24 protein-coding genes are annotated in these 21390 nt (G+C 63.6%); 7 read left to right on the top strand and 17 right to left on the bottom strand.

Annotated features, from left to right (window positions below; genetic code table 11):
- The first annotated feature begins 15 nt into the window (after positions 1–15).
- The 5 genes from VA602_RS16535 to VA602_RS16555 all read left to right on the top strand — a co-directional run bounded on the left by VA602_RS16535 (position 16) and on the right by VA602_RS16555 (position 2640).
- Entirely contained in the window at positions 16–420 is a 405-nt protein-coding gene (locus VA602_RS16535) for a GFA family protein (RefSeq protein WP_054894747.1), read from the top strand.
- A gap of 192 nt (positions 421–612) precedes the next feature.
- Positions 613–957: an FKBP-type peptidyl-prolyl cis-trans isomerase gene (locus tag VA602_RS16540; RefSeq protein WP_232233468.1), complete on the top strand. Its 345-nt coding sequence runs from the start codon at positions 613–615 to the stop codon at positions 955–957.
- Between the two features lie 174 nt (positions 958–1131).
- Complete coding sequence (locus tag VA602_RS16545; RefSeq protein WP_054894750.1) at positions 1132–1791, top strand: hypothetical protein; 660 nt, start codon at positions 1132–1134, stop codon at positions 1789–1791.
- Between the two features lie 116 nt (positions 1792–1907).
- The gene (locus VA602_RS16550; protein WP_323453724.1) at positions 1908–2408 is read left to right on the top strand and encodes a hypothetical protein; all 501 of its coding nucleotides are present in this window, start codon (positions 1908–1910) and stop codon (positions 2406–2408) included.
- Positions 2395–2640, top strand: a complete 246-nt coding sequence (locus VA602_RS16555) for a hypothetical protein (RefSeq protein WP_323453725.1) — start codon at positions 2395–2397, stop codon at positions 2638–2640. The genes VA602_RS16550 and VA602_RS16555 overlap by 14 nt, the downstream gene beginning before the upstream one ends.
- Before the next feature lie 79 nt (positions 2641–2719).
- On the opposite strand, the gene VA602_RS16560 is transcribed toward VA602_RS16555, so the two are convergent.
- The 3 genes from VA602_RS16560 to VA602_RS16570 all read right to left on the bottom strand — a co-directional run bounded on the left by VA602_RS16560 (position 2720) and on the right by VA602_RS16570 (position 5871).
- Entirely contained in the window at positions 2720–3448 is a 729-nt protein-coding gene (locus VA602_RS16560; protein ID WP_323453726.1) for an aspartate/glutamate racemase family protein, read from the bottom strand.
- A gap of 17 nt (positions 3449–3465) precedes the next feature.
- Positions 3466–5001 (bottom strand): NCS1 family nucleobase:cation symporter-1, encoded by a 1536-nt coding sequence (locus tag VA602_RS16565; protein WP_200602789.1) that lies wholly within the window; start codon positions 4999–5001, stop codon positions 3466–3468.
- A gap of 432 nt (positions 5002–5433) precedes the next feature.
- On the bottom strand, positions 5434–5871 hold the full coding sequence (locus VA602_RS16570; protein ID WP_063545655.1) for an Lrp/AsnC family transcriptional regulator: 438 nt from the start codon (positions 5869–5871) through the stop codon (positions 5434–5436).
- Between the two features lie 132 nt (positions 5872–6003).
- On the opposite strand from VA602_RS16570, the gene VA602_RS16575 reads away from it, so the two are divergent.
- Together VA602_RS16575 and VA602_RS16580 are read left to right on the top strand one after the other, a co-directional pair.
- Positions 6004–6906 (top strand): DMT family transporter, encoded by a 903-nt coding sequence (locus tag VA602_RS16575; RefSeq protein WP_054894756.1) that lies wholly within the window; start codon positions 6004–6006, stop codon positions 6904–6906.
- A gap of 29 nt (positions 6907–6935) precedes the next feature.
- A complete protein-coding gene (locus tag VA602_RS16580) occupies positions 6936–7865 on the top strand; it encodes a class I SAM-dependent methyltransferase (RefSeq protein ID WP_323453727.1) in 930 nt (309 codons plus the stop codon).
- 32 nt (positions 7866–7897) lie between these two features.
- On the opposite strand, the gene VA602_RS16585 is transcribed toward VA602_RS16580, so the two are convergent.
- From VA602_RS16585 to VA602_RS16650, 14 genes are all read right to left on the bottom strand, one after another.
- Positions 7898–8446, bottom strand: a complete 549-nt coding sequence (locus VA602_RS16585; RefSeq protein WP_063545653.1) for an adenine phosphoribosyltransferase — start codon at positions 8444–8446, stop codon at positions 7898–7900.
- A gap of 52 nt (positions 8447–8498) precedes the next feature.
- The gene (gene fnrA, locus VA602_RS16590) at positions 8499–9233 is read right to left on the bottom strand and encodes a Crp/Fnr family transcriptional regulator FnrA (RefSeq protein ID WP_054894758.1); all 735 of its coding nucleotides are present in this window, start codon (positions 9231–9233) and stop codon (positions 8499–8501) included.
- A gap of 189 nt (positions 9234–9422) precedes the next feature.
- Positions 9423–10805 carry an oxygen-independent coproporphyrinogen III oxidase gene (hemN, locus tag VA602_RS16595; RefSeq protein ID WP_063545652.1) on the bottom strand — a complete coding sequence of 461 codons (1383 nt, stop codon included), beginning with the start codon at positions 10803–10805 and terminating at the stop codon, positions 9423–9425.
- Between the two features lie 115 nt (positions 10806–10920).
- On the bottom strand, positions 10921–11604 hold the full coding sequence (locus tag VA602_RS16600; protein WP_323453728.1) for a sulfite exporter TauE/SafE family protein: 684 nt from the start codon (positions 11602–11604) through the stop codon (positions 10921–10923).
- A complete protein-coding gene (gene ccoS / locus VA602_RS16605; RefSeq protein ID WP_054894761.1) occupies positions 11597–11818 on the bottom strand; it encodes a cbb3-type cytochrome oxidase assembly protein CcoS in 222 nt (73 codons plus the stop codon). The genes VA602_RS16600 and ccoS overlap by 8 nt, the downstream gene beginning before the upstream one ends.
- A 13-nt stretch (positions 11819–11831) precedes the next feature.
- Positions 11832–14276 carry a heavy metal translocating P-type ATPase gene (locus VA602_RS16610; RefSeq protein WP_323453729.1) on the bottom strand — a complete coding sequence of 815 codons (2445 nt, stop codon included), beginning with the start codon at positions 14274–14276 and terminating at the stop codon, positions 11832–11834.
- A 148-nt stretch (positions 14277–14424) separates the two neighbouring features.
- A complete protein-coding gene (locus VA602_RS16615; RefSeq protein WP_054894763.1) occupies positions 14425–14955 on the bottom strand; it encodes a FixH family protein in 531 nt (176 codons plus the stop codon).
- A gap of 15 nt (positions 14956–14970) precedes the next feature.
- A complete protein-coding gene (gene ccoG / locus VA602_RS16620) occupies positions 14971–16386 on the bottom strand; it encodes a cytochrome c oxidase accessory protein CcoG (protein WP_063545649.1) in 1416 nt (471 codons plus the stop codon).
- 244 nt (positions 16387–16630) lie between these two features.
- Entirely contained in the window at positions 16631–17611 is a 981-nt protein-coding gene (gene ccoP, locus VA602_RS16625; protein WP_323453730.1) for a cytochrome-c oxidase, cbb3-type subunit III, read from the bottom strand.
- Positions 17608–17805 (bottom strand): CcoQ/FixQ family Cbb3-type cytochrome c oxidase assembly chaperone, encoded by a 198-nt coding sequence (locus VA602_RS16630; protein WP_054894780.1) that lies wholly within the window; start codon positions 17803–17805, stop codon positions 17608–17610. Before VA602_RS16630 ends, ccoP (VA602_RS16625) begins: the two co-directional genes overlap by 4 nt.
- Before the next feature lie 5 nt (positions 17806–17810).
- Complete coding sequence (gene ccoO, locus VA602_RS16635) at positions 17811–18419, bottom strand: cytochrome-c oxidase, cbb3-type subunit II (protein ID WP_054894766.1); 609 nt, start codon at positions 18417–18419, stop codon at positions 17811–17813.
- Positions 18419–19861 (bottom strand): cytochrome-c oxidase, cbb3-type subunit I, encoded by a 1443-nt coding sequence (gene ccoN / locus VA602_RS16640; protein ID WP_054894767.1) that lies wholly within the window; start codon positions 19859–19861, stop codon positions 18419–18421. Before ccoN ends, ccoO begins: the two co-directional genes overlap by 1 nt.
- Positions 19862–20259: 398 nt before the next feature.
- A complete protein-coding gene (gene ccoP / locus VA602_RS16645) occupies positions 20260–21201 on the bottom strand; it encodes a cytochrome-c oxidase, cbb3-type subunit III (protein WP_054894768.1) in 942 nt (313 codons plus the stop codon).
- Positions 21198–21389 (bottom strand): cbb3-type cytochrome oxidase subunit 3, encoded by a 192-nt coding sequence (locus VA602_RS16650; RefSeq protein ID WP_054894769.1) that lies wholly within the window; start codon positions 21387–21389, stop codon positions 21198–21200. Before VA602_RS16650 ends, ccoP (VA602_RS16645) begins: the two co-directional genes overlap by 4 nt.
- Position 21390 lies beyond the last annotated feature (1 nt).

Below are 21390 nucleotides of genomic sequence, written 5' to 3' on the forward strand. Positions count from 1 at the left end.
CCAGGAGCCCCTCCCATGTCTCACACCAAGCACGGCGCCTGCCTCTGCGGCGCCACCCGCCTGACTGCCACGGTCGAAAACCTTGAAGTCAACGCTTGCCACTGCAGCATGTGCCGCACCTGGGCCGGGGGCCCGATGTTGGCCGTGCACTGCACCCAGCCGCCCAGTTTCGAAGGCGCTGTTCCCAGCGTCTTCCGCTCCTCCGACTGGGCCGAGCGGGGCTTTTGCGGGCAGTGTGGCACTCACCTTTACTACCGCCTGATCGCCAAGAACGAATACGCGTTGCCGGTCGGCCTGCTCAAAGGCGATGACTGGCAGTTCACGATGCAGATCTACGTCGACGAGCGCCCGAGCTGGTACTGCTTCTCCAATCAGACCCAGGACCTCACCGGCGAGCAGGTCATGCAGCTGTTCAGCTAAGCGCGTGTCGCAACCACTCGGCGAAATTGTGGGATTGCATGCCGGACTGGCCCGACTTGACTGGAGACGGCAGCCATCGTGAAGGTGATCGGCCGCGTCCGATGGTCGATGCGCCAGCACGACGTCGCCCCCGGACTTGCCAAATCCGTGCATTCCTGAGAAAAGGGCGGCCTCGAAATCTGCCGCAAGGAAATGACCGTGACTCAGGAACTGCACATCACCGAGATCCAGGAAGGCGACGGCAAGGCCGTGGTCAAAGGCGCCCTGATCACCACCCAGTACACCGGCTGGCTGGCCGACGGCAGCGAGTTCGACTCGTCCTGGTCGCGCGGCAAGCCGTTCCAGTGCGTGATCGGTACCGGCCGGGTGATCAAGGGCTGGGACCAGGGCCTGATGGGCATGCGCGTGGGCGGCAAGCGCAGGCTGCAGGTACCCGCGCACCTGGGCTATGGCGAGCGCTCGGTGGGCAGCATCCCGCCGAACTCGGACCTGACCTTCGAGATCGAGTTGCTCGAGGTGCTGACGCGGGATGATTGATGTCCAGTTGTTGCAAGGGTGACGTAATTCGGCAACATCGATGGTCCAACATGGCTGCTGCCAGGGAGGGCCAGCATGGAAGAGCCCATCAGGCGGCCGGTGCCTTGCAGCGCCGCCGGCAAGGATGGTGCACAAGCAAGGATGCTCCCCGTCCTTAGCCGAACGAGCCCTGCCATGAAGTGGATGCAATACCTGCGACGCCGTCACCTGTTTCTCGGTCTCACCCTCGCCGCGGTGCTGATACCGCTGACCCTCGATGTGGTGCAAAGCCGCGACCAGCACGGTGATGGAACCCAGACGCTGGTGTTCCTGCGCCATGCCGAGAAGCCCGGCGAGGGACTGGGGCAACTGAACTGCCAGGGCCTCAACCGCGCCATCGACCTGGCCACGCTGCTGCCTGAGCGCTTCGGCGCTGCCGACTACGTGTTCGCAGCCGACCCCGGCCGACATGTCGAGGAGGGCAGCGAGGATAAACGCTACAGCTACATCCGCCCGCTCATGACCATCAGCCCCAGCGCCATCCGCCTCGGGCTGCCGGTCAATATCGACTTCGGCGCCAACGACTACGACGATCTCGCCGAAGAACTGCTGCGCGCCAAGTACCGCAACGCCACGGTCTACACCGCCTGGTCGCACGGCTACCTGCCAGACCTGATCAACGCCGTGGCTGGCAAGGCCCTGGGCGAGAAGCGCGTCATCACCTCGGACTGGGACGGCGATGATTTCGACACGCTCTACGTGATCACCCTGACCTGGCATGACGGCAAGGCCACCATGCTCAGCCGCAACGTGCGTCAGGAACTCGATGGCGGGTCCGAGGTTTGCCCGACCTGATTCAGACGTTTCTGACTCGCTCGGGGTGTCCAGGCTGACTTATTTCCAGGTGACGACAAGGCACTGTTCACGGGTTTCCGGAAATCCGATTCCGGGCGTGAGGAATGCGGGGTTGCATGGAAATCGATCGGTCTTATCGGTTCATCGGTCATCGCGGCGTGACCTTCGATGTCATCGAGTTCACCGTGAGGGCCGATAACTGCTGCTGGCTCAATACGCTGCATATTCCAACAGCGGGCCGACATCAGTATCGCGTGGTCGGCAAGGTGAAGGAGCTGTACGAGCGGATGCAGGCCGGGCAGTTGCCCTGCGTGATGGTGGTGGCGGTTTCATTGCCGTTGACGCGCGAGCAGGGGGATGCTTTGAACTCACAGCGCTGGACAGTCGCTGCTCTGGTGTCGGCAGGGGGGGCTGCAGTCACCGGGACGTTCGCCCCGGCGTTGGTAGTTGGCGCGGCAAAGATGGGCACATTCGCTTTTGTCTCCAACCGTCTGCCAACGTTTCACGCGGGTGATGTCTTGGTATCAGTCGAGGCCAAAGTCCAGGGCGGTATTGGTCCGCAACGCAGTTCTACTTCCCTGATACTAAAAGCTGGGGTTGAGCATGTCGTTCGATGATCTGCTGCAGCCGATTTTGATCATGTTCATCTGGTGGGCACTGGATCGCTGGACCGTATCACCCTGGCGCGGATGGGTAGGGCTGGCCCTTCTGGCGGGTGGCTTGTCCAGCTTTTTCTGGACCGAAATGTGGAGAGTTTTTGGTCACGAAATAATCATGTGGAAGTCGTCCGCTATATCTATCGGCATTTTTCTCATGCTGCGCAGCAACCGGCATGTCGACAAGTCGTAAGCATCACTGGGAGAGTGGGTCAGCTTGTGACAAGGCCGCCGAGCCTTCAGGGTGACGATACGGCGGCCTCGAGCTGAATTTATCGCCCCAGCCGCATCGGCCAGCCCACCACCTTCTTCACCCGCGGCGTCGCATAGGTGCGCACCTTCGACGTGCTCAACCCCAGTCGCACCAGCGATTCGGCGATGGTCACCGCCGCACTCACGCCATCAACCACTGGCACGCCGGTACGCTGGCGAATCTGTTCGTCGAGCCCGGCCATGCCGCCGCAGCCCAGGCAGATCACCTCGGCCTTGTCGTCACGCACGGCACGCTCGGCCTGTTCGACGATGGCCTCCACGGCGCGCTGCGGATCAGCTTCCAGCTCCAGCACCGCCAGACCGCTGGCCCGCACCGAGGCGCAGCGGTCATACAGTCCGGACAGCTTCAGGCGATCCTCGATCAGCGGCACGGTGCGGTCCAGCGTGGTGACCACCGAGTAGGCATGGCCCAGATACATCGCGGTGCTGGCGGCGGCATCGGTGATGTCCACCACCGGTACATTGAGCAACTCCTGCAAACCTTCGCGGCCGTGCTCGCCGTACCCGGCCTGGATCACCGCGTCGTAGGGCCGGTCGTAGGCCAGCACCCGGTCCATCACGGCGATGGCGGCCAGATAGCTCTCGAAATTTCCCTCCACCGACTCTGCGCCGAACCAGGGCGTCAGCCCGACGATCTCGGTGCCGGGCGCTGCAACGCTGCGTGCCTGTTCGGCAATGGCCTCGGTGATGGCTTCGGTGGTGTTGACGTTGACGATCAGAATACGCATCAAAGAACTTCCCTTGATCAATGGCTGCTGTGGTCGACGGCGATGGCTTCGCCGCTGACGTCGAGGTATTGGCGGTTGCGCGGTGCGATCAGCAGGTAGAGCGCGGCCGCGGTACCTGCACCGATCAGCCAGGAGAATGGCGCGACGCTGTGGAAGTGCGGTACCAGTGCCAGCACGATCGCCAGCAGGGCCGATGGAATGAACGCCGCGAGTGCGCGCAGGTTGACGCCCCGCGAATAGTGGTAGGCACCGGCCGGGTTCTCGCTGTACAGCTCCGGCACGTTGATCCGGCCTTTGCGCAACAGCCAGTAGTCGGACATGATCACCCCGTACAGCGGGCCAAGCAGGGCGCCCAGGCCGGACAGGAAGTACACGATCACCAGCGGGCTGTTGTACAGGTTCCACGGCAGGATCAGCACCGCCACGGTGGCACTGATCAGCCCGGCGCGGCGGAAGTTCAGGTGGCGTGGTGCCAGGTTGCTGAGCACGAAGGCCGGGGCGACGAAGTTGGCCATGATGTTCACCGCAACGGTGACGATCAGGAAGGCCATGCAGCCCAGGACCAGGAACAGGGTGTTGGGGATGGTAGCGACGATCTGGGTCGGGCTGTCGATCACCTGCCCGTTGATCTGGAACTGTGCGCCGCACAGCACCACGGTGATCACCGCAAACACCAGGATGTTCACTGGCAGGCCCCAGAAGTTGCCGACGCGGATGGTCCTGCGGCATGGCGAGGAGCGGGCGAAGTCGCAGAAGTTGAGCACCAGGGTGCCGTAGATTGCCAGCCAGAGCGCGCCGCCGGCAAAGATGTTGCGCCACATCTCGTAGCCGGTCAGCGGATCGGCCACCGACCAGGCGATGCGCGCATCGTTCTTGAAGAACATCCAGGCGGCCAGGCTCGCCACGGTCAGCAGGATCACCGGCCCGGCGAAACCTTCGTAACGGCGCACCATCTCCATGCCGTAGGCGAGGATCACCAACTGCACGATCCAGATCGCCACGAAGCATACCCAGCCCAGGCTCGACAATCCAAGAATGCTGTCGTGGTCATAGGCGGCTACCTGCGGCCACACGGCGGTGAGCAGCACGCGCAGTACCACCGAGGCCAGGTAGGTCTGGATACCGAACCAGGCGATCGCGATCACCGCGCGGATCAGCGCGGGAATCTGCGCGCCATGGATACCGAAGGCGATGCGGCTCATGACCGGGAACGGTACGCCGGTCTTCTGGCCCATGTAGCCGGAGAGGTTCATGAAGAAGTAGACAAGCGCGGCACCGATCGCCAGGGAGACGAGAATCTGCCAGCCGCCAAGGCCCAGGGCGAACAGCCCCATGGCGAAAGAGTAGTTGGCGATGTTGTGCACATCGTTGGTCCACAGGGCGAAGATGCTGTAGCCACCCCAGCGCCGACCCTCGATGCGGGTTGGCGCAAGATCACGGTTGTGCAGGCGTGGACTCAGCTCGTACGGTCCGGCGGGGTTTTCCAGCGTGGTGGCGGTGGGGCTGGTGCTGGCAACGGAAAGTTCAGGGGCAAGGTCGAGACTGCTACTCATTCCGGCGGCTCCTGATGCGCTAGGACTGCGATGAGGCGGGCTTGCGCACGGGCTCGCCTTCTCGTCTGTGCAGCATTGGCATCACTGGGTTCTGGGCGCTAGCGGCCTGCGGGGCAGGCGCTGCGTGTTCTTGTGTATTTATGTTTTGTTTAAGTTGTATACAAAACACAAGTTCACTCAAGCCAGTTCCATGCCAGGGAGGGCACAGTTTCTGAGTTGCTATTACTTTGACTTTCTCCTTTTGTTTGGTAACTTTATGAAAATAAAGAACTATAAATTGACCATTTGATCAGTATTTATTTTTCATTCACTTATTAGTTGATTTTAGAGTCAATTTTTATCGGCTTTCCGGTGTAACGTGTTGGGGCATGTCCGTAACCAGTGCACACAAAAATGGCACTCTAGGTGACATTCTTGTGTACAAGTCTTGGGTCATGCCATCGGTGGCAGGCGCCGCTTGACCGGTGTCTTCTTGATGATCGCGGTGTTGGTCTCGGCCAGGGTGTTGAGCCGGTCAAGCAGGGTGTCCAGCTGTTCCATCGAGCGCACATGCAGGCGGGCGATGAAGCAGTCCTCGCCGGTAACCTTGTCGCATTCGGTGAACTCGGGAATGGCGACGATCTGCCGCTCGACTTCCTGCAATTGCCCCGGCAGCGGCCGGATTCGCACGATGGCCTGCAGCTGGTAACCGAAACAGCGTGGGTCGATTTCCACGGTGTAGCCGCGCAGCACGCCGCGTTCCTCCAGGCGGCGCAGCCGCTCGCTGACGCTGGGGGCGGAGAGGCCGCTGATCTGCGCCAGGGCCTTGAGCGAGCGGCGCGAATCCTCCATCAGGGCATTGATCAGCAGTTGGTCGATATCGTCGGTCATGCTTGCCTCGTCAGGTAAAAGTGCAAATCTGCCTTGATAGTAAAGGCGATTGGTGATTCTGGCCTTGTTTATCCGCTGGAGTGCCCATGTCCGCGCCAGCATACTGTTGCCATCTTCGACAGGAGGCATGAGATGGACAGTTCGATTCGTCGCGGCTCGCTGGAAATGGTCGCCGCCATGCTGATTTCCGGAACCATTGGCTGGTTCGTGCTGGTGTCCGGGCAGCCGGTGCTGGACGTGGTGTTCTGGCGCTGCGTCCTGGGCGCTGGCACCTTGCTGCTGATTTGTGCGGTCATGGGCTTTCTCAAGCCCGGTATCCTGAGCCGCACCACCTTTCTGTTGGCGGTGCTCAGCGGGGTCGCCATCGTCGGCAACTGGTTGTTGCTGTTCGCCTCTTATTCGCGCGCTTCGATCGCCATCGGCACGGCCGTCTACAACGTCCAGCCTTTCCTGCTGGTGGGCCTGGCGGCGGTGTTTCTTGGCGAGCGGATTACCGCAGCCAAGCTGACCTGGCTGACACTGGCCTTCCTCGGCATGTTGGCGATCGTCAGCGCTCACGGGCAAGGGCAGGGCGGCGATGAGTACCTGCTAGGTATCGGCCTGGCATTGGGGGCGGCGCTGCTCTATGCCGTGGCGGCATTGATCATCAAGCGCTTGAGCGGAACCCCGCCGCACTTGATTGCCTTGATCCAGGTAAGTACCGGCGCACTGCTGCTGGCCCCTTGGGTCGGGTTCGGCGGGCTGCCGGCAGCGCCTGCCGCGCTGGGTAGCCTGGTGACACTGGGGGTGGTGCATACCGGGTTGATGTACGTGCTGTTGTACAGCGCCATCCAACGCCTGCCCACGGCGCTGACCGGCGCGCTGTCGTTCATCTATCCGATTGCCGCGATCCTGGTGGACTGGGTAGCCTTCGGTCATCGCTTGGCACCGCTGCAGTGGCTGGGCGTGGCGCTGATCCTGCTGGCGGCGGCAGGGATGCAGCAGGGGTGGTGGTTCAGGTCGCGCAGGGCGGCCTCGGCCTCACAAAGCAGGTAGAATGGCGGTTTTTCGCTATGCGGCCCGCCATGACCTCCCCGATTTACACTCTGGAGCAGCACCTGCTCACCGCCCTCGACCCCGCGCCTGTCGAAACCCGTCGTCTGTTCCATGGCCGTGGCCGTTGCTGGCCGGGCCTGGAGCAGATCACCGTCGACTGGCTCGACGGGGTGCTGTTGGTCGCGCTGTTCCGCGAGCCGCCCGATGGCCAGTTGGCCGAGCTCGAGGCGATGCTGCGTGCCCTCGCCGAGCGCCCGCAATGGAGCGGACAGGCGATCCTGCTGCAGCACCGCTACCTGCCCGACAGCCCCGGTCAGTGGCTGCTCGGCGAGCCCTGCCAGCAGCGCGAGGTGATCGAGGACGGCTTGAAGTACCTGCTGGACCTGGGCGTTAGGCAGAACAACGGATTGTTCCTGGACATGCGCTACGGTCGCCGCTGGGTGCGGGAGCAGGCGGCGGGCAAGCGGGTGCTGAATCTCTTCGCCTACACCTGCGGGTTCTCTGTGGCGGCCATCGCCGGTGGCGCACAGCAGGTGGTGAACCTGGACATGGCCAAGTCGGCGCTGTCGCGTGGGCGCGAGAACCACCGCCTCAATGGCCATGATGCGTCATGCGTCGCTTATCTCGGGCATGAGCTGTTCAAGTCGTGGGGCAAGGTGCGCAAGTACGGCCCGTACGACCTGATCATCATCGACCCGCCGACCTTCCAGCGCGGCAGCTTCGTGCTCACCCAGGACTACGCCAAGATCCTGCGTCGTTTACCTGAACTGCTGAGTGAGGGCGGGACAGTGCTGGCCTGCGTGAACGATCCGGCGATCGGCCCGGAATTTCTCATCGACGGCATGGCGCAGCAGGCGCCGCAGCTGGCCTTCGTCGAGCGCCTCGAGAATCCACCGGAGTTTCCCGATGCCGACCCACAAGGCGGGTTGAAGGCGCTGGTCTTCCAACGGCAGGGCTGAACCCGAGGACTCGGGTTCGGCCCGGTCGCTGATCAGTATTCGGACAGCGAAAACTCGGTCAGGCAGAAAGTCGGCACCCCGGCGGCTTGCAGGCGGCGCGAGCCTTCGAGTTCGGGCAGGTCGATGATCGCTGCAGCTTCGAATACCTTGGCACCGGTACGGCGCACCAGGTTGGCGGCCGCCAGCAGGGTGCCGCCGGTGGCGATCAGGTCATCGAAGATCAGTACCGAATCGCCGTCGCACAGGCTGTCGGCATGCACTTCCAGAAAGGCTTCGCCGTATTCGGTCTGGTAGGGCTCCGACAGTACGTCGGCCGGCAGTTTGCCCTGCTTGCGGAACAGGATCAGGGGCTTGTTCAGTTGGTGGGCGATGATCGAGCCGATCAGAAAACCCCGTGCATCCATGGCACCGATGTGACTGAACTCGGCCTCGACATAGCGCTCGATGAACTGGTCGGCGACATAGCGCAGCCCGCGTGGCGACTGGAACAGCGGAGTGATGTCACGAAAGATCACGCCCGGCTTGGGGAAGTCCACTACCGGACGGATCAGGGCTTTGAGGTCGAAGGTGTCGCTGTGCATGGGGCGGGTATCCTGGAAAACGTGGCGTCAGTATACCCTGCCGTGGCAGCGATCAGACCTCCATCGCACCACCGGCCAGCGCGCACAGCTGGATCGGGTCAAGGATATGCACTTCCTTGCCTTCGGCCTTGAGCAGGCCGTTCTGCTGGAAGCGGGTGAACACGCGCGATACGGTTTCCACCGCCAGGCCCAGGTAGTTGCCGATCTCGTTGCGCGACATGCTCAGGCGGAACTGGTTGGCCGAATAACCGCGGGCGCGGAAGCGTGCCGAGAGGTTGACCAGGAAGGTGGCGATCCGCTCGTCGGCGGTCTTTTTCGACAGCAGCAGCATCATCTGCTGGTCGTCGCGGATCTCGCGACTCATCACCCGCATCAGTTGGCGGCGCAGCTGCGGCAGTTGCACCGAGAGCTCGTCGAGGCGTTCGAAGGGGATTTCGCAGACCGAGGTGGTCTCCTGGGCCTGGGCCGACACCGGATAGGCTTCAGTGTCCATGCCCGATAGCCCGACCAGTTCGCTGGGCAGGTGAAAGCCGGTGATTTGTTCTTCGCCAGCATCGCTGAGGCTGAAGGTCTTGAGGGCGCCGGAGCGTACAGCGTAGACCGAGCCGAAATTGTCACCCTGGCGGAACAGGAACTCGCCCTTCTTCAGTGGGCGGCCGCGCTTGACGATTTCATCCAGTGCGTCCATGTCCTCGAGATTGAGCGACAGGGGCAGGCACAGAGGGGCCAGGCTGCAATCCTTGCAATGTGCCTGGCTGTGGGGGCGCAGTTTGACTGGCTCGGACATTTTTTTCGATCCTTGTGATAAAGCACACATAAGCTGTAAGGGTAACCTACAGCTGGACTAGAGGCCAGTCTGCACTTTTTTGGTGCGGCTTGGCGACGCCCTGCGCGGATGAGTTCGGGCGCCTTCTACCATCCATGGTGTGCCTGACAAGGCGGGCTGTCCATGCGGTGTAACGTCTCGGAAAAACGACTAGATGACCCGTGAAAAACGTTGGCGATTGTGCAGGTCCAGATAGGCATCGAACACCATGCATACCGAGCGCACCAGCAGCCGACCTGCTGGCAGCACCTTGATACCGCGGCTGTCGAGGGTGATCAGGCCGTCGCGCTGCATGGCCTGTAGTTGTGGCCAGAGCCCTTTGAAGTATCCACGAAAGTCCAGGGTGAAAGCCTGCTCGATCTGCTCGAAGTCTAGTTCGAAATGACAGATCAGTTGCTGGATCACGGCCCTGCGCACACGGTCATCCTGATTGCACAGCAGGCCACGCTGGGTCGCCAGTTGGGCGCTGGAGAGGGTGTCCTGGTAGGTGTTCAGGTCGCTGCTGTTCTGGCAGTAGAGATCGCCGATCTGACTGATGGCCGAAACGCCCAGCCCCACAAGGTCGCAATGACCGTGGGTGGTGTAGCCCTGGAAGTTGCGTTGCAGGGTACCTTCCTCCTGGGCGATGGCCAGTTCATCGTCGGGCAGGGCGAAGTGGTCCATGCCGATATAGCGATAGCCGGCGGCAGTGAGTTGCTCGATGGTGTTGTGCAGCATTTCCAGCTTGGCGGCCGGCGCTGGCAGCTCGGCGGCGTCGATGCGTCGCTGGGGCATGAAGCGTTCGGGCAGGTGCGCATAGTTGAACACCGACAGGCGGTCTGGCTGCAGGCGAATCACCTCCTCGACGGTGCGGGCGAAACCTTCCGGGCTCTGGCGTGGCAGGCCGTAGATCAGGTCGAGGTTCACCGAGCGGAATTGCAGGGTGCGTGCGGCTTCCACCAGAGCGCGGGTCTGCTCCAGGCTCTGCAGGCGGTTGATCGCTCGCTGCACGGCCGGGTCCAGGTCCTGCACGCCGAGGCTGACACGGTTGAAGCCCAGCTCGCGCAACAGGCCCATGGTCGACCAGTCGGCCTCGCGCGGGTCGAGCTCGATGCCGTAGTCACCCGAATCGTCATCCAGCAGGTTGAAATGCTGGCGCAGGCAGGTCATCAGCTGGCGCAGTTCCACATGGCTGAGAAAGGTGGGAGTGCCACCGCCGAAATGCAGTTGTTCGACCCGTTGCTTGGGGTCGAGGTGACAGGCGATCAGCTGGATCTCCTGCTCCAGGCGCTGCAGGTAGGGCGCGGCGCGGGCGCGGTCTTTGGTGATGACTTTGTTGCAGGCGCAGTAGTAGCAGATGTTGGCGCAGAACGGCACGTGCACGTACAACGACAGCGGGCGCACCGCACGGCGGCTTTCGCGCAGGGCATGCAGCAAGTCGAACGAACCCACTTCGCCATGCAATTGCACGGCGGTCGGGTAGGAGGTGTAGCGTGGTCCGGCCAGATCGTAGCGACGGATCAGGTCGGCATCCCAACGTAGGTCGTCGAGCATGTGGGCAGTCCCCGGATAGAGCAGCAGTGCCCGGAGTCTAGATATGTCTGTAGGAAGGGGTCTTGACTTGTATCAAGCCGAGTCGGCAGTCACCTGGTGCAACACTCTCAGGCGATCAATGCCCCATCAGCCAGTGCTGGTGCGGCCCAGGTAGCGTCCACAGGCCGAACAGCATCACCAACAATCCGCCCGCCATGCGCACGCTGCGCCGTCGTAGCAGCGCGTTGGCCCGTTCTGCGGCAAGGCCCGTGGCCAGCAACACTGGCCAGGTACCGACACCGAATGCCAGCATCAGCGCCGCGCTGTGCGCGGCGTTGCCCTGGCTCGCCGCCCACAGCAAAGTGCTGTAGACCAGCCCGCAGGGCAGCCAGCCCCACAGTGCGCCGAGCAGCAGGGCCCGCGGCAGGCTCGAGACCGGCAGCAGACGCGACGCCAGCGGCTGGATGTGTCGCCACAAGCCTCGGCCCAGGGCCTCGATACGGGTCAGCCCACTCCACCAGCCGGCCAGGTACAAGCCCATGGCGATCAGCAGCAAGGCCGCCGCCACTCGCAGCAGTTGGGCGGCAGGGCTGCTGGCCAGGGCCCAGCCGGCCAGGCCCAGCAGCAGCCCGGCGGCCGCGTAGCTGAGCACGCGGCCGAGGTTGTAGGCGACCAGCAGGCGCAGGCGGCGGGCGCGTTGTTCGGGCGGGATGGCCAGAGTCAGGGCACCCATCAGGCCGCCACACATGCCCAGGCAGTGGCCACCACCGAGCAGGCCGAGCACCAGGGCGGAACCGAGCAGCGGGAGCAGGTCAGACACGCGGGGTGGGATCCTTGTCGTCGGGCTGTTCGGGCTTGGCTTCTTCGGGTTTCACGGCGGCCTGGTGGCGCGGGTCCTGATCGTCGAACAGGATGCTGTGGGCAGGGCCCTCGAGGTCATCGTACTGGCCGCTGTCCACGGCCCAGAAGAAGATGTACACCGCCACGCCGACGAGCAGCAGGGCGGCGGGGATCATCACATAGAGGGCGGGCATCGGCGATTCCTGCTCAGGCCATGACGGGACGAGGGGCAGCATTGGCAGCCTGCACGGTTGGCATGCGCGTCAAGCGCAGGGCATTGAGCACCACGATCAGCGAGCTTACCGACATGCCGACCGCCGCCCACACCGGCGTGATCCAGCCCAGCGCGGCAAAGGGCAGCATGAGGCCATTGTACAGCGTTGCCCAGAGCAGGTTCTCGAGGATGTTACGGCGCGTGCGGCGCGCCAGGTCGAAAGCCTGTGCCAGTGCCTTCAGGCGGTTGGACAGGAGCACGGCGTCGGCGCTGGTCTTGGCCAGATCGGTGGCCGAGCCCATGGCGATGCTGATGTCGGCGGCGGCCAGCACCGGCACGTCGTTGACGCCGTCACCGAGCATCAGCACTTTGCGTCCTTCACTCTGCAGGGCCTTGACCCTGGCCAGCTTGTCGTCCGGACGCAGGCCGCCGATGGCCTGGTCGATGCCCAGTTGTGCGGCGACTTCCCCGACCATCGGCGAGCTGTCGCCCGACAGCAGCAAGGTCTGCCACCCGCGCGCCCTGCACGCGGCCAGCAACTCGCTGGCATCGTCACGCAAGCGATCGTCAAGGCCGAACCAGGCCAGGGGGCCCATGCGGTCACCCAGGAGCAGCCACTGCCCGCGGGGCTCGGGTACCGCCGGCACTTCGGCGCCGCTCAGGGCGCAGACGAAGGCGGCCTGACCGATGCGCAGCCGCTGCTGGCCGACCTGGCCCTCAAGGCCCAGCCCAGGTACGGCCTGGACATCGTCGGCAGGTTCGGCGCTGCGTCCGAAGGCACGGGCGATGGGATGTTCCGAGCGGTTCTCCAGGGCGGCTGCCAGGGCCAGGCAGCGGTCAGGCGCAAGGCTGCCCAGCGGGCGGATGCTACGCAGGGCCAGGCGTCCTTCGGTCAGGGTGCCAGTCTTGTCGAACACCACGGTATCGATCTGGTTCAGCCCTTCGAGCACGTGGCCGCGGGTCACCAGCAGGCCAAGTTTGTGCAGGGTGCCGGTGGCCGTGGTCAGGGCGGTCGGGGTGGCGAGCGAGAGCGCGCAGGGGCAAGTCGCGACCAGCATCGCCAGGACGATCCAGAACGCGCGCTCGGCATCCAGATGCCACCACCACAGGCCGATGGCCAGCGCGGCAGCCAGGCTGAACAACAGGAACCACTGCGAGGCGCGGTCGGCGATCTGCGCCAGTCGTGGCTTTTCCGATTGCGCGCGCTCGAGCAGGCGCACGATGGCCGACAGGCGCGAATCCTGGCCGAGGGCGTCGACCTCTACGGTCAACGCGCTCTCGACGTTGAGCGTGCCACCGGTGACCCGGTCGCCAGCCCGTCGGGCCTGGGGCAGGTATTCACCGGTGAGCAGCGATTCGTCGATGCTCGAACGGCCTTCGAGGATGCGACCGTCAGCGGGAATCACGGCGCCCGGCAGGATCTGCACGTGATCGCCGCGGACCAGCTCGGCCAGCAGGATGCGTTCGGCACGCCCCTGCTCGTCGAGGCGCAGGCACGAGGCCGGCAGCAGGTTGACCAGTTGCGCGGTAGCCGCTGCCGTGCGTTCGCGGGCGCGCCGCTCCAGGTAGCGGCCGGTGAGCAGGAACAGGGCGAACATGCCCACGGTGTCGAAGTACAGCTCGCCGCTGCCGGTGATCGCGGTCCAGATCCCGGCGCCATACGCCAGGGCGATGGCCAGCGATACCGAGACATCCATTGTCAGATGGCGGGTGCGCAGGTCACGAGCAGCCCCTTTGAAGAACGGTGCGCAGCTGTAGAACACGATCGGCGTGGTCAGGAACAGCGCAACCCATCGCAGGATGGTGTGCAGTTCGGGCGACAGGTCGATATTGAATTCCGGCCAGGTCGCCATGGTCGCCATCATCGCCTGGAACCACAGCAGGCCCGCCACGCCCAGGCGTCGCAGCGCCGTGCGGTTTTCCCGGGCCAGTTGCTCGGCGGCCTGGTCGGGCTGGTAGGGGTGGGCGGCGTAGCCGATGCCGCGCAGTTCAGCGATCAGCCGCGAGAGCGGCAGTTGCCCGTCGTTCCAGCTGACGTGCAGGCGGTGGTTGGACAGGTTCAGGCGCGCCTCGCCAACGCCTTCGAGATTGCGCAGGTGCTTCTCGATCAGCCAGCCGCAGGCCGCGCAACTGATGCCTTCGATCATCAAGGTGGTTTCGGCCAGGGCGCCCTGGTGCTGCACGAAGTTCTGCTGGACGTCGGCGCGGTCGTACAGCGCCAGTTCGTCCTGCAACTGCCGCGGCAGTGCCTCAGGGTTGGCACTGGTTTCGCTGCGGTGCTGGTAGTAGTGCTCGAGCCCGCCTGCGACGATGGCTTCGGCGACTGCCTGGCAGCCAGGGCAGCAGAACTGCCGGGGCTGGCCGAGTACCACGGCGCTGAAGCGGTTGCCGGCGGGGACGGGCAGGGCGCAGTGGTAGCAGGGGGTGGGTTGGGTCATCGGGGTCATGCCTGGCCGTGGGCAACAGCGCAAAACCTGTGGGAGCGGGCTTGCCCCGCGATGGCGATCACCTGGACAACATCATTGCCTGGGCTGATGCTATCGCGGGGCAAGCCCGCTTCCACGGGGTCGGTGCTGTTGAAGCGGTTCATTCTTGATGCTCGGCGCCTTGCAGGGCTTCATCGCCCAACTGCAAGGTCACGCCATGCTCGACCTTCTCTTCCTCGAACAGGCGCCATACCTGGCCGTTCTCGGTACCCAGCAGCTCGACGAAGCGCCGGCCCTCGACCTTGTCGTCGAGCTGGCCGACATAGCGCCCGGTTTCGCTACGGGCAAGCTGGACCTTGCGGTCCTTGTCCGGCTGGGTCGGCGAAATCAGGTTCAGCTCAAGGGTCTGCGGATCGCTGTTGCCGGTCAGGCGCAGTTCCACCTCGCCGGTCAGGTCGTCCAGATGCACGCTGGCCTTGAGACCAAGCGTCTGGGCCAGCAGCTCGCGGTCCAGCGAGCGGTTGATGCCTTTGCCTGCCTCGTAGTAGTTGTCGTTGACCAGGTTGTCCGGGTTGCGCACGGCGATGCTGACCATGGTCAGGCTCAGGCACACCGAGGTGGTGAGGATGCCGATGATGATCCAGGGCCAGAGGTGCTTGTACCAGGGGCTGTTGGCGGTGGCGGCAGTCATTGTCGAACGTCTCTCTCAGCGGATCTGTGGGCCGATGAAGCGGCTCTTGGCTTCAACCTGGGTGCCGTTGTCGTCGGCATCCTTGAGGATGAAGGTGATGTCGTTGGTGCTCGAGGGCAGTTTCTCGGGGGCGACCGACAGCTGCACCGGCAGGCTGACGATGTCGCCTGCGGCCACGCGGATCTCGCGTTGCCCGGACAGCTGCAGGCCAGGCAGGCCGGCGGCATCGAGCACGTAGACGTGGTCGCGCTGGTCCTTGTTCATCACCTTGAGGCTGTAGACGTTCTCGATCCAGCCTTGGGCGTTCTCGCGGTATAGCACGCGGTCCTTGCTGACGTCGAAGCCGACCAGCGAGCGGGTGGCGAAGGCGGTGGCCAGTGCACCGATCATCACCAGCAGCACCAGGGCGTAGCCAATCAGGCGCGGGCGCAGCATGTGGGTCTTCTGCCCGGAAAGATTGTGCTCGGTGGTGTAACTGATCAGCCCGCGCGGATAGTCCATCTTGTCCATGATGCCGTCGCAGGCGTCGATGCATGCGGCGCAGCCGATGCATTCGATCTGCAGGCCATCGCGGATGTCGATGCCGGTGGGGCAGACCTGCACGCACATCGTGCAGTCGATGCAGTCGCCCAGGCCCTGGGCTTTATAGTCGACGCCTTTCTTGCGCGGGCCACGGGCTTCGCCGCGGCGCGGGTCGTAGGAGACGATCAGCGTGTCCTTGTCGAACATCACGCTCTGGAAGCGCGCGTAGGGGCACATGTACACGCACACCTGTTCGCGCAGCCAGCCGGCGTTGCCATAGGTGGCGAGGGTGAAGAAGCCGACCCAGAAATAGGCCCAGCCATCGGCCTGGCCGGTGAAGAATTCGATGGCCAGTTCGCGGATTGGCGAGAAGTAACCCACGAAAGTCAGGCCGGTGACGAAGCCGATCAGCAGCCACAGGCTGTGCTTGGCCAGCTTGCGCAGGAACTTGTTGCCGCTCATGGGCGCCTTGTCGAGCTTCATGCGCTGGTTGCGGTCGCCCTCGGTGACTTTTTCGCACCACATGAAGATCCAGGTCCACACGCTCTGCGGGCAGGTGTAGCCACACCAGACACGGCCTGCGTACACGGTGATGAAGAACAGGCCGAAGGCGGCGACGATGAGGATGCCCGACAGCAGGATGAAGTCCTGCGGCCAGATGGTGGCGCCGAAGATGTAGAACTTGCGTTCGGGCAGGTTCCACCAGACGGCCTGGTGCCCGCCCCAGTTCAACCATACGGTGCCGAAGTAGAGCAGGAACAGCAATGCGCCGCCGACCATGCGCAACCTGCGGAACACGCCGGTGAAGGCGCGGGTGTAGATTTTCTCTCGAGAGGCGTAGAGGTCGACGGAATCCTTTCCTTTGTTGGCAGGCGGGGTGACGTCATGTACCGGAATCTGCTTGCTCATCATCAAGTCCCACGGCAGTGGAGAAATGCCAGGGCCAGTGCATGCCGGCCGTGGTCGCGCGCCTGTGTTGGCGCTCTGCGGCCCATGATACGCCTGTGATGGCAGGGTAGGGCTTGGCTGCGACGTTTAGTCGCGTTGGGTGGTCGTTTGAATCGTGTTATGGCGAGTGTCAATTGATCCAGGTCAGCCAGTGGTGCATTTGTCGGCCCCTTCGCGGGCTTGCCCGCGAAGAGGCCGGGCCTGCTTACTCGGCCTTGGCCGGCATCTGGTCCTGCTGCGACAGGCTGTACACATAAGCGGCCAGCAGGTGCACCTTGTCGTTGCCCTGGATTTCAGCCTGCGCCGGCATCTGCCCCTGGCGTCCGTAACGGATGGTCTGTTGCAACTGGGCAAAGCTCGAGCCGTAGATGAACGCCCGCGGGTGAGTCAGGTCAGGTGCGCCCATGGCGGGGGTACCCTTGCCTTCAGGCCCGTGGCAGGCCACGCAGTTGGCGGCAAAGAGTTTCTGCCCGTTGGCCGCGTCGGCCTTGATGCCCTCGGGCAGGCTGCGCCCGTCCAGGTTGGTCAGCACGAAGGCGGCAACGTCCGCCACGCCCTGCTCGCCGATCACCTCGGACCAGGCCGGCATCACACCATGACGGCCATTCATGATGGTGGTCTTGATGGTTTCCGGTTCGCCGCCCCAGCGCCAGTCGCTGTCGGTCAGGTTGGGGAAGCCGTACGCTCCCTTGGCGTCCGAACCATGGCACACCGAGCAGTTGGAGGCGAACAGGCGTGCGCCCATCTTGAGGGCCTGCGGATCCTTGGCGACGTCTTCCAGCGGCATGGCCGCGAACTTGGCGAAGATCGGCCCGAAGCGGGCATCGGCCTTGGCCATTTCCTTTTCCCATTCGTGCACGCCGGTCCAGCCCGACTGGCCATTGCTGAATTCGGTCTGCTTGTCGTTATCCAGGTACGTGTAGCCTGGCAGGATGCCTTTCCAGTTGCCCAGGCCCGGATACAGCGCCAGGTAGCCGAGGGCGAATACGATGGTGCCGACGAACAGCCAGAACCACCATTTGGGCAGCGGGTTGTCGTACTCCTCGATACCGTCGAACGCATGGCCGACGGTTTCGTCGGTGATCTCTTCGCGTTGGCCCTTGCGGGTCGACAGCAGCAGCCAGGTCAAGGCGAAGATGGTGCCCAGGGTCAGGACGGTGACGTACAGACTCCAGAAGGTTGTCATTGTTGTTTGCTCCCAGAAGCATTCTTTTGCGCGTGCTCGACATGCCGGCTGGCCTCGGGATCATCCGCGAAGGGCAGTTGCGTGGCCTCGTCGAAATCCTTCTTGCGCCGCGGGCTGAACACCCACAGCGCCAGGCCCACGAAGGCCACCAGCACGACGACGGTGCCCAGGCCGCGAATCATCCCGATATCCATCAGCGTCACCGTTTGCTCTTGATGAGGGTGCCAAGGCCTTGCAGGTACGCCACCAGGGCGTCCATCTCGGTCTTGCCCTTGACCGCATCGCGGGCACCGGCGATGTCTTCGTCGGTGTAGGGCGTGCCGAGGGTGCGCAGCACTTCGAGCTTCTTGGCCGTATCCTTGCCATCGAGGTGGTTTTCCACCAGCCATGGGTAAGCGGGCATCTTCGATTCCGGCACCACGTTGCGCGGGTTGTACAGGTGCGCGCGGTGCCAGTCGTCGGAGTAGCGTCCGCCGACGCGGGCCAGGTCCGGGCCGGTGCGCTTGGAGCCCCAGAGGAAGGGGTGGTCCCACACGCTTTCACCGGCCACCGAGTAGTGGCCATAGCGTTCGGTCTCGGCACGGAACGGACGGATCATCTGCGAATGGCAGCCTACGCAGCCTTCGCGGATGTAGATGTCGCGCCCTTCGACTTCCAGCGCGGTGCGCGGCTTCATGCCCTCGACCGGCTTGTTGGTGACGTCCTGGAAGAACAGCGGGACAATTTGCGTCAGGCCGCCGATGCTCACGGCGATGACCATGAAGAAGGCCAGCAGGCCTATGTTCTTCTCGACTGCTTCATGCTTCATCAGTGCGCTCCCACGACGACGATCTTGGCGGCTTCATCTGCCTGCGCCGGATTGGCAGCGCGTACCGTGCGCAGCACGTTGTAGGCCATCAGCAGCATGCCCGAGGCGAAGAAGGCGCCGCCCAGTGCGCGGACGATATAGCCCGGATGGCTGGCCTGCAGCGCTTCGACGAAGGAGTAGGTGAGGGTGCCGTCATCGTTGATCGCACGCCACATCAGGCCCTGGGTGATGCCGTTGACCCACATCGAGGCGATGTACAGTACGGTGCCGATGGTCGCCAGCCAGAAGTGCGCGTTGATCAGGCCGACGCTGTGCATCTGCTCGCGGCCGTACAGCTTCGGAATCATGTGGTAAACCGCGCCGATGGAGATCATCGCCACCCAGCCCAGGGCGCCGGCGTGGACGTGGCCGATGGTCCAGTCGGTGTAGTGCGACAGCGAGTTGACCGTCTTGATCGCCATCATCGGCCCTTCGAAGGTCGACATGCCGTAGAACGCCAGGGAGACGACCAGGAAGCGCAGGATCGGGTCGGTGCGCAGTTTGTGCCAGGCACCGGAGAGGGTCATCATGCCGTTGATCATGCCGCCCCAGCTCGGGGCCAGGAGAATGATCGACATCACCATGCCCAGCGACTGCGCCCAGTCGGGCAGGGCGGTGTAGTGCAGGTGGTGGGGGCCGGCCCAGATGTACAGGGTGATCAGCGCCCAGAAGTGCACGATCGACAGGCGGTAGGAGTAGATCGGACGCTCGGCCTGCTTGGGCACGAAGTAGTACATCATCCCCAGGAAGCCGGTAGTGAGGAAGAAGCCCACGGCGTTGTGGCCATACCACCACTGGATCATCGCGTCAGTGGCGCCGGCGTAGGCCGAATACGACTTGAACAGGCTGACCGGCAGCGAGATGTGGTTGACGATGTGCAGCATCGCGGTGACCACGATGAAGGCGCCGTAGAACCAGTTGCCCACGTAGATGTGCTTGGTCTTGCGCTTGACGATGGTGCCGAAGAACACCACTGCGTAGGTGACCCAGACGATGGCCAGCAGGATTGCGATGGGCCATTCGAGCTCGGCGTATTCCTTGGTGGTGGTGTAGCCCATCGGCAGGGTGATCAGCGCGCCGAGGATCACCGCCTGCCAGCCCCAGAAGGTGAAGGCGGCCATGCCGTCGGAGATCAGCCGGGTCTGGCAGGTGCGCTGCACCACGTAGTAGCTGGTGCCGAACAGCGCACAGCCGCCGAAGGCGAAGATCACCAGGTTGGTGTGCAGCGGGCGCAGGCGTCCGAAGCTGGTCCAGGGCAGGTCGAAGTTGAGCTGCGGCCACACCAGTTGCGATGCGATGAAGACGCCGAGGCCCATGCCAAGGATCCCCCAGACCACCGTCATGATGGCGAACTGGCGGACGACCTTATAGTTATAAGCAGTCGGACTGATTGCTGTGCTCATGCTAAGGTTCCACGGTTTAGGTGTTCTTGTTGGTGGAAAAATCGGCGCCAGTCTCGATAGCCGCAATGGCTATGGCAACGCAAGGTACCCTGCGCCGACCCGTGTCCATACCCTTCCCACCACCGTCCCGTGGCGTTTCGGGTCGAACGATTGTACACAAATAAATATCTGTAATGTGTACCGTTTTTCACCTTTTTCTGATCGATCGGTCAAGCTTTTTTTTCGATGTCTTTTTAGCGCGCGGCGTCAGGCAATGCGCCGCGTCGAGGCCATCGCTGCAACGCGCGACCACTGTGGCAACAAGCTTAGTTCCGTTCGGAGGGGGTGCAAGGGAGGGGGAGCGGCGCGCCCCTGTGGGAGGGCGAGTCGCCGCTCCCACAGGAGGGTTTTGCGGGGTATTACTGGGCTGTCAGCGTTTCAGCGTTTTCATCATGGGACAGGCTGTACACGTAAGCCGCCAGCAGGTGCACCTTGTCGTTGCCCTGGATCTCGGCCTGGGCCGGCATCTGGCCCTGGCGACCATAGCGGATGGTCTGCTGCAACTGGGCGAAGCTCGAACCGTAGATGAACGCCTGCGGGTGAGTCAGGTCGGGTGCGCCCATGGCGGGGGTGCCCTTGCCTTCCGGCCCATGGCAGGCCACGCAGTTGCTGGCGAAGATCTCCTTGCCCTTGGCCACGTCGGCCTTGGCCCCTTCAGGCAGGCTGCGGCCATCGAGGTTGGTCAGCACGAAACCTGCGACATCCGCCACGCCCTGTTCGCCGATGACCTCGGCCCAGCCTGGCATCACGCCATGGCGGCCGTTCATGATCGAGGCCTTGATGGTCTCCGGTTCACCGCCCCAGCGCCAGTCCTTGTCAGTCAGGTTGGGGAAACCGTAGGCCCCTTTGGCGTCCGAGCCATGGCATACCGAGCAGTTGGAGGCGAACAGGCGGGCGCCCATCTTCAGTGCCTGCGGATCCTTGGCCACTTCCTCCACCGGCATGGCGGCGAACTTGGCGAAGATCGGCCCGAAGCGGGCGTCGGCCTTGTCCATTTCTTTCTGCCATTCGTTGACCTGGGTCCAGCCATTCTCGTAGCCAGGCAGGATGCCTTTCCAGTTGCCCAGGCCCGGGTAGAGGATCAGGTAGCCGACCGAGAACACCAGGGTGCCGACGAACAGCCAGAACCACCATTTGGGCAGCGGGTTGTCGTACTCCTCGATGCCGTCGAAGCTATGGCCCATGGTCTGGTCGGTGGTGTTGTTGCTCTGGCCCTTGCGGGTGCCGAGCAGCAACCAGGTCAGGCCGATCAGGCTGCCGATGGTCAGTACGCTGATGTACGTACTCCAGAAGGTGGTCATTGCCCGTTACTCCTCATGGCAGGTTCCTGCCCGGCAGGGGGCAGGCGGTCGTCGTCGAAGGGCAGCAGGCGCGCTTCGGCGAAATCACGGTCGCGGCGGCGGTTGAACACCCAGAGCGACAGGCCGATGAAGGCGATCATCACCACCAGGGTGCCGAGGCCGCGGATCATGCCGATGTCGAATTCCATC

This window comes from Pseudomonas machongensis, from assembly GCF_034961125.1.
Taxonomy (GTDB): domain Bacteria; phylum Pseudomonadota; class Gammaproteobacteria; order Pseudomonadales; family Pseudomonadaceae; genus Aquipseudomonas; species Aquipseudomonas machongensis.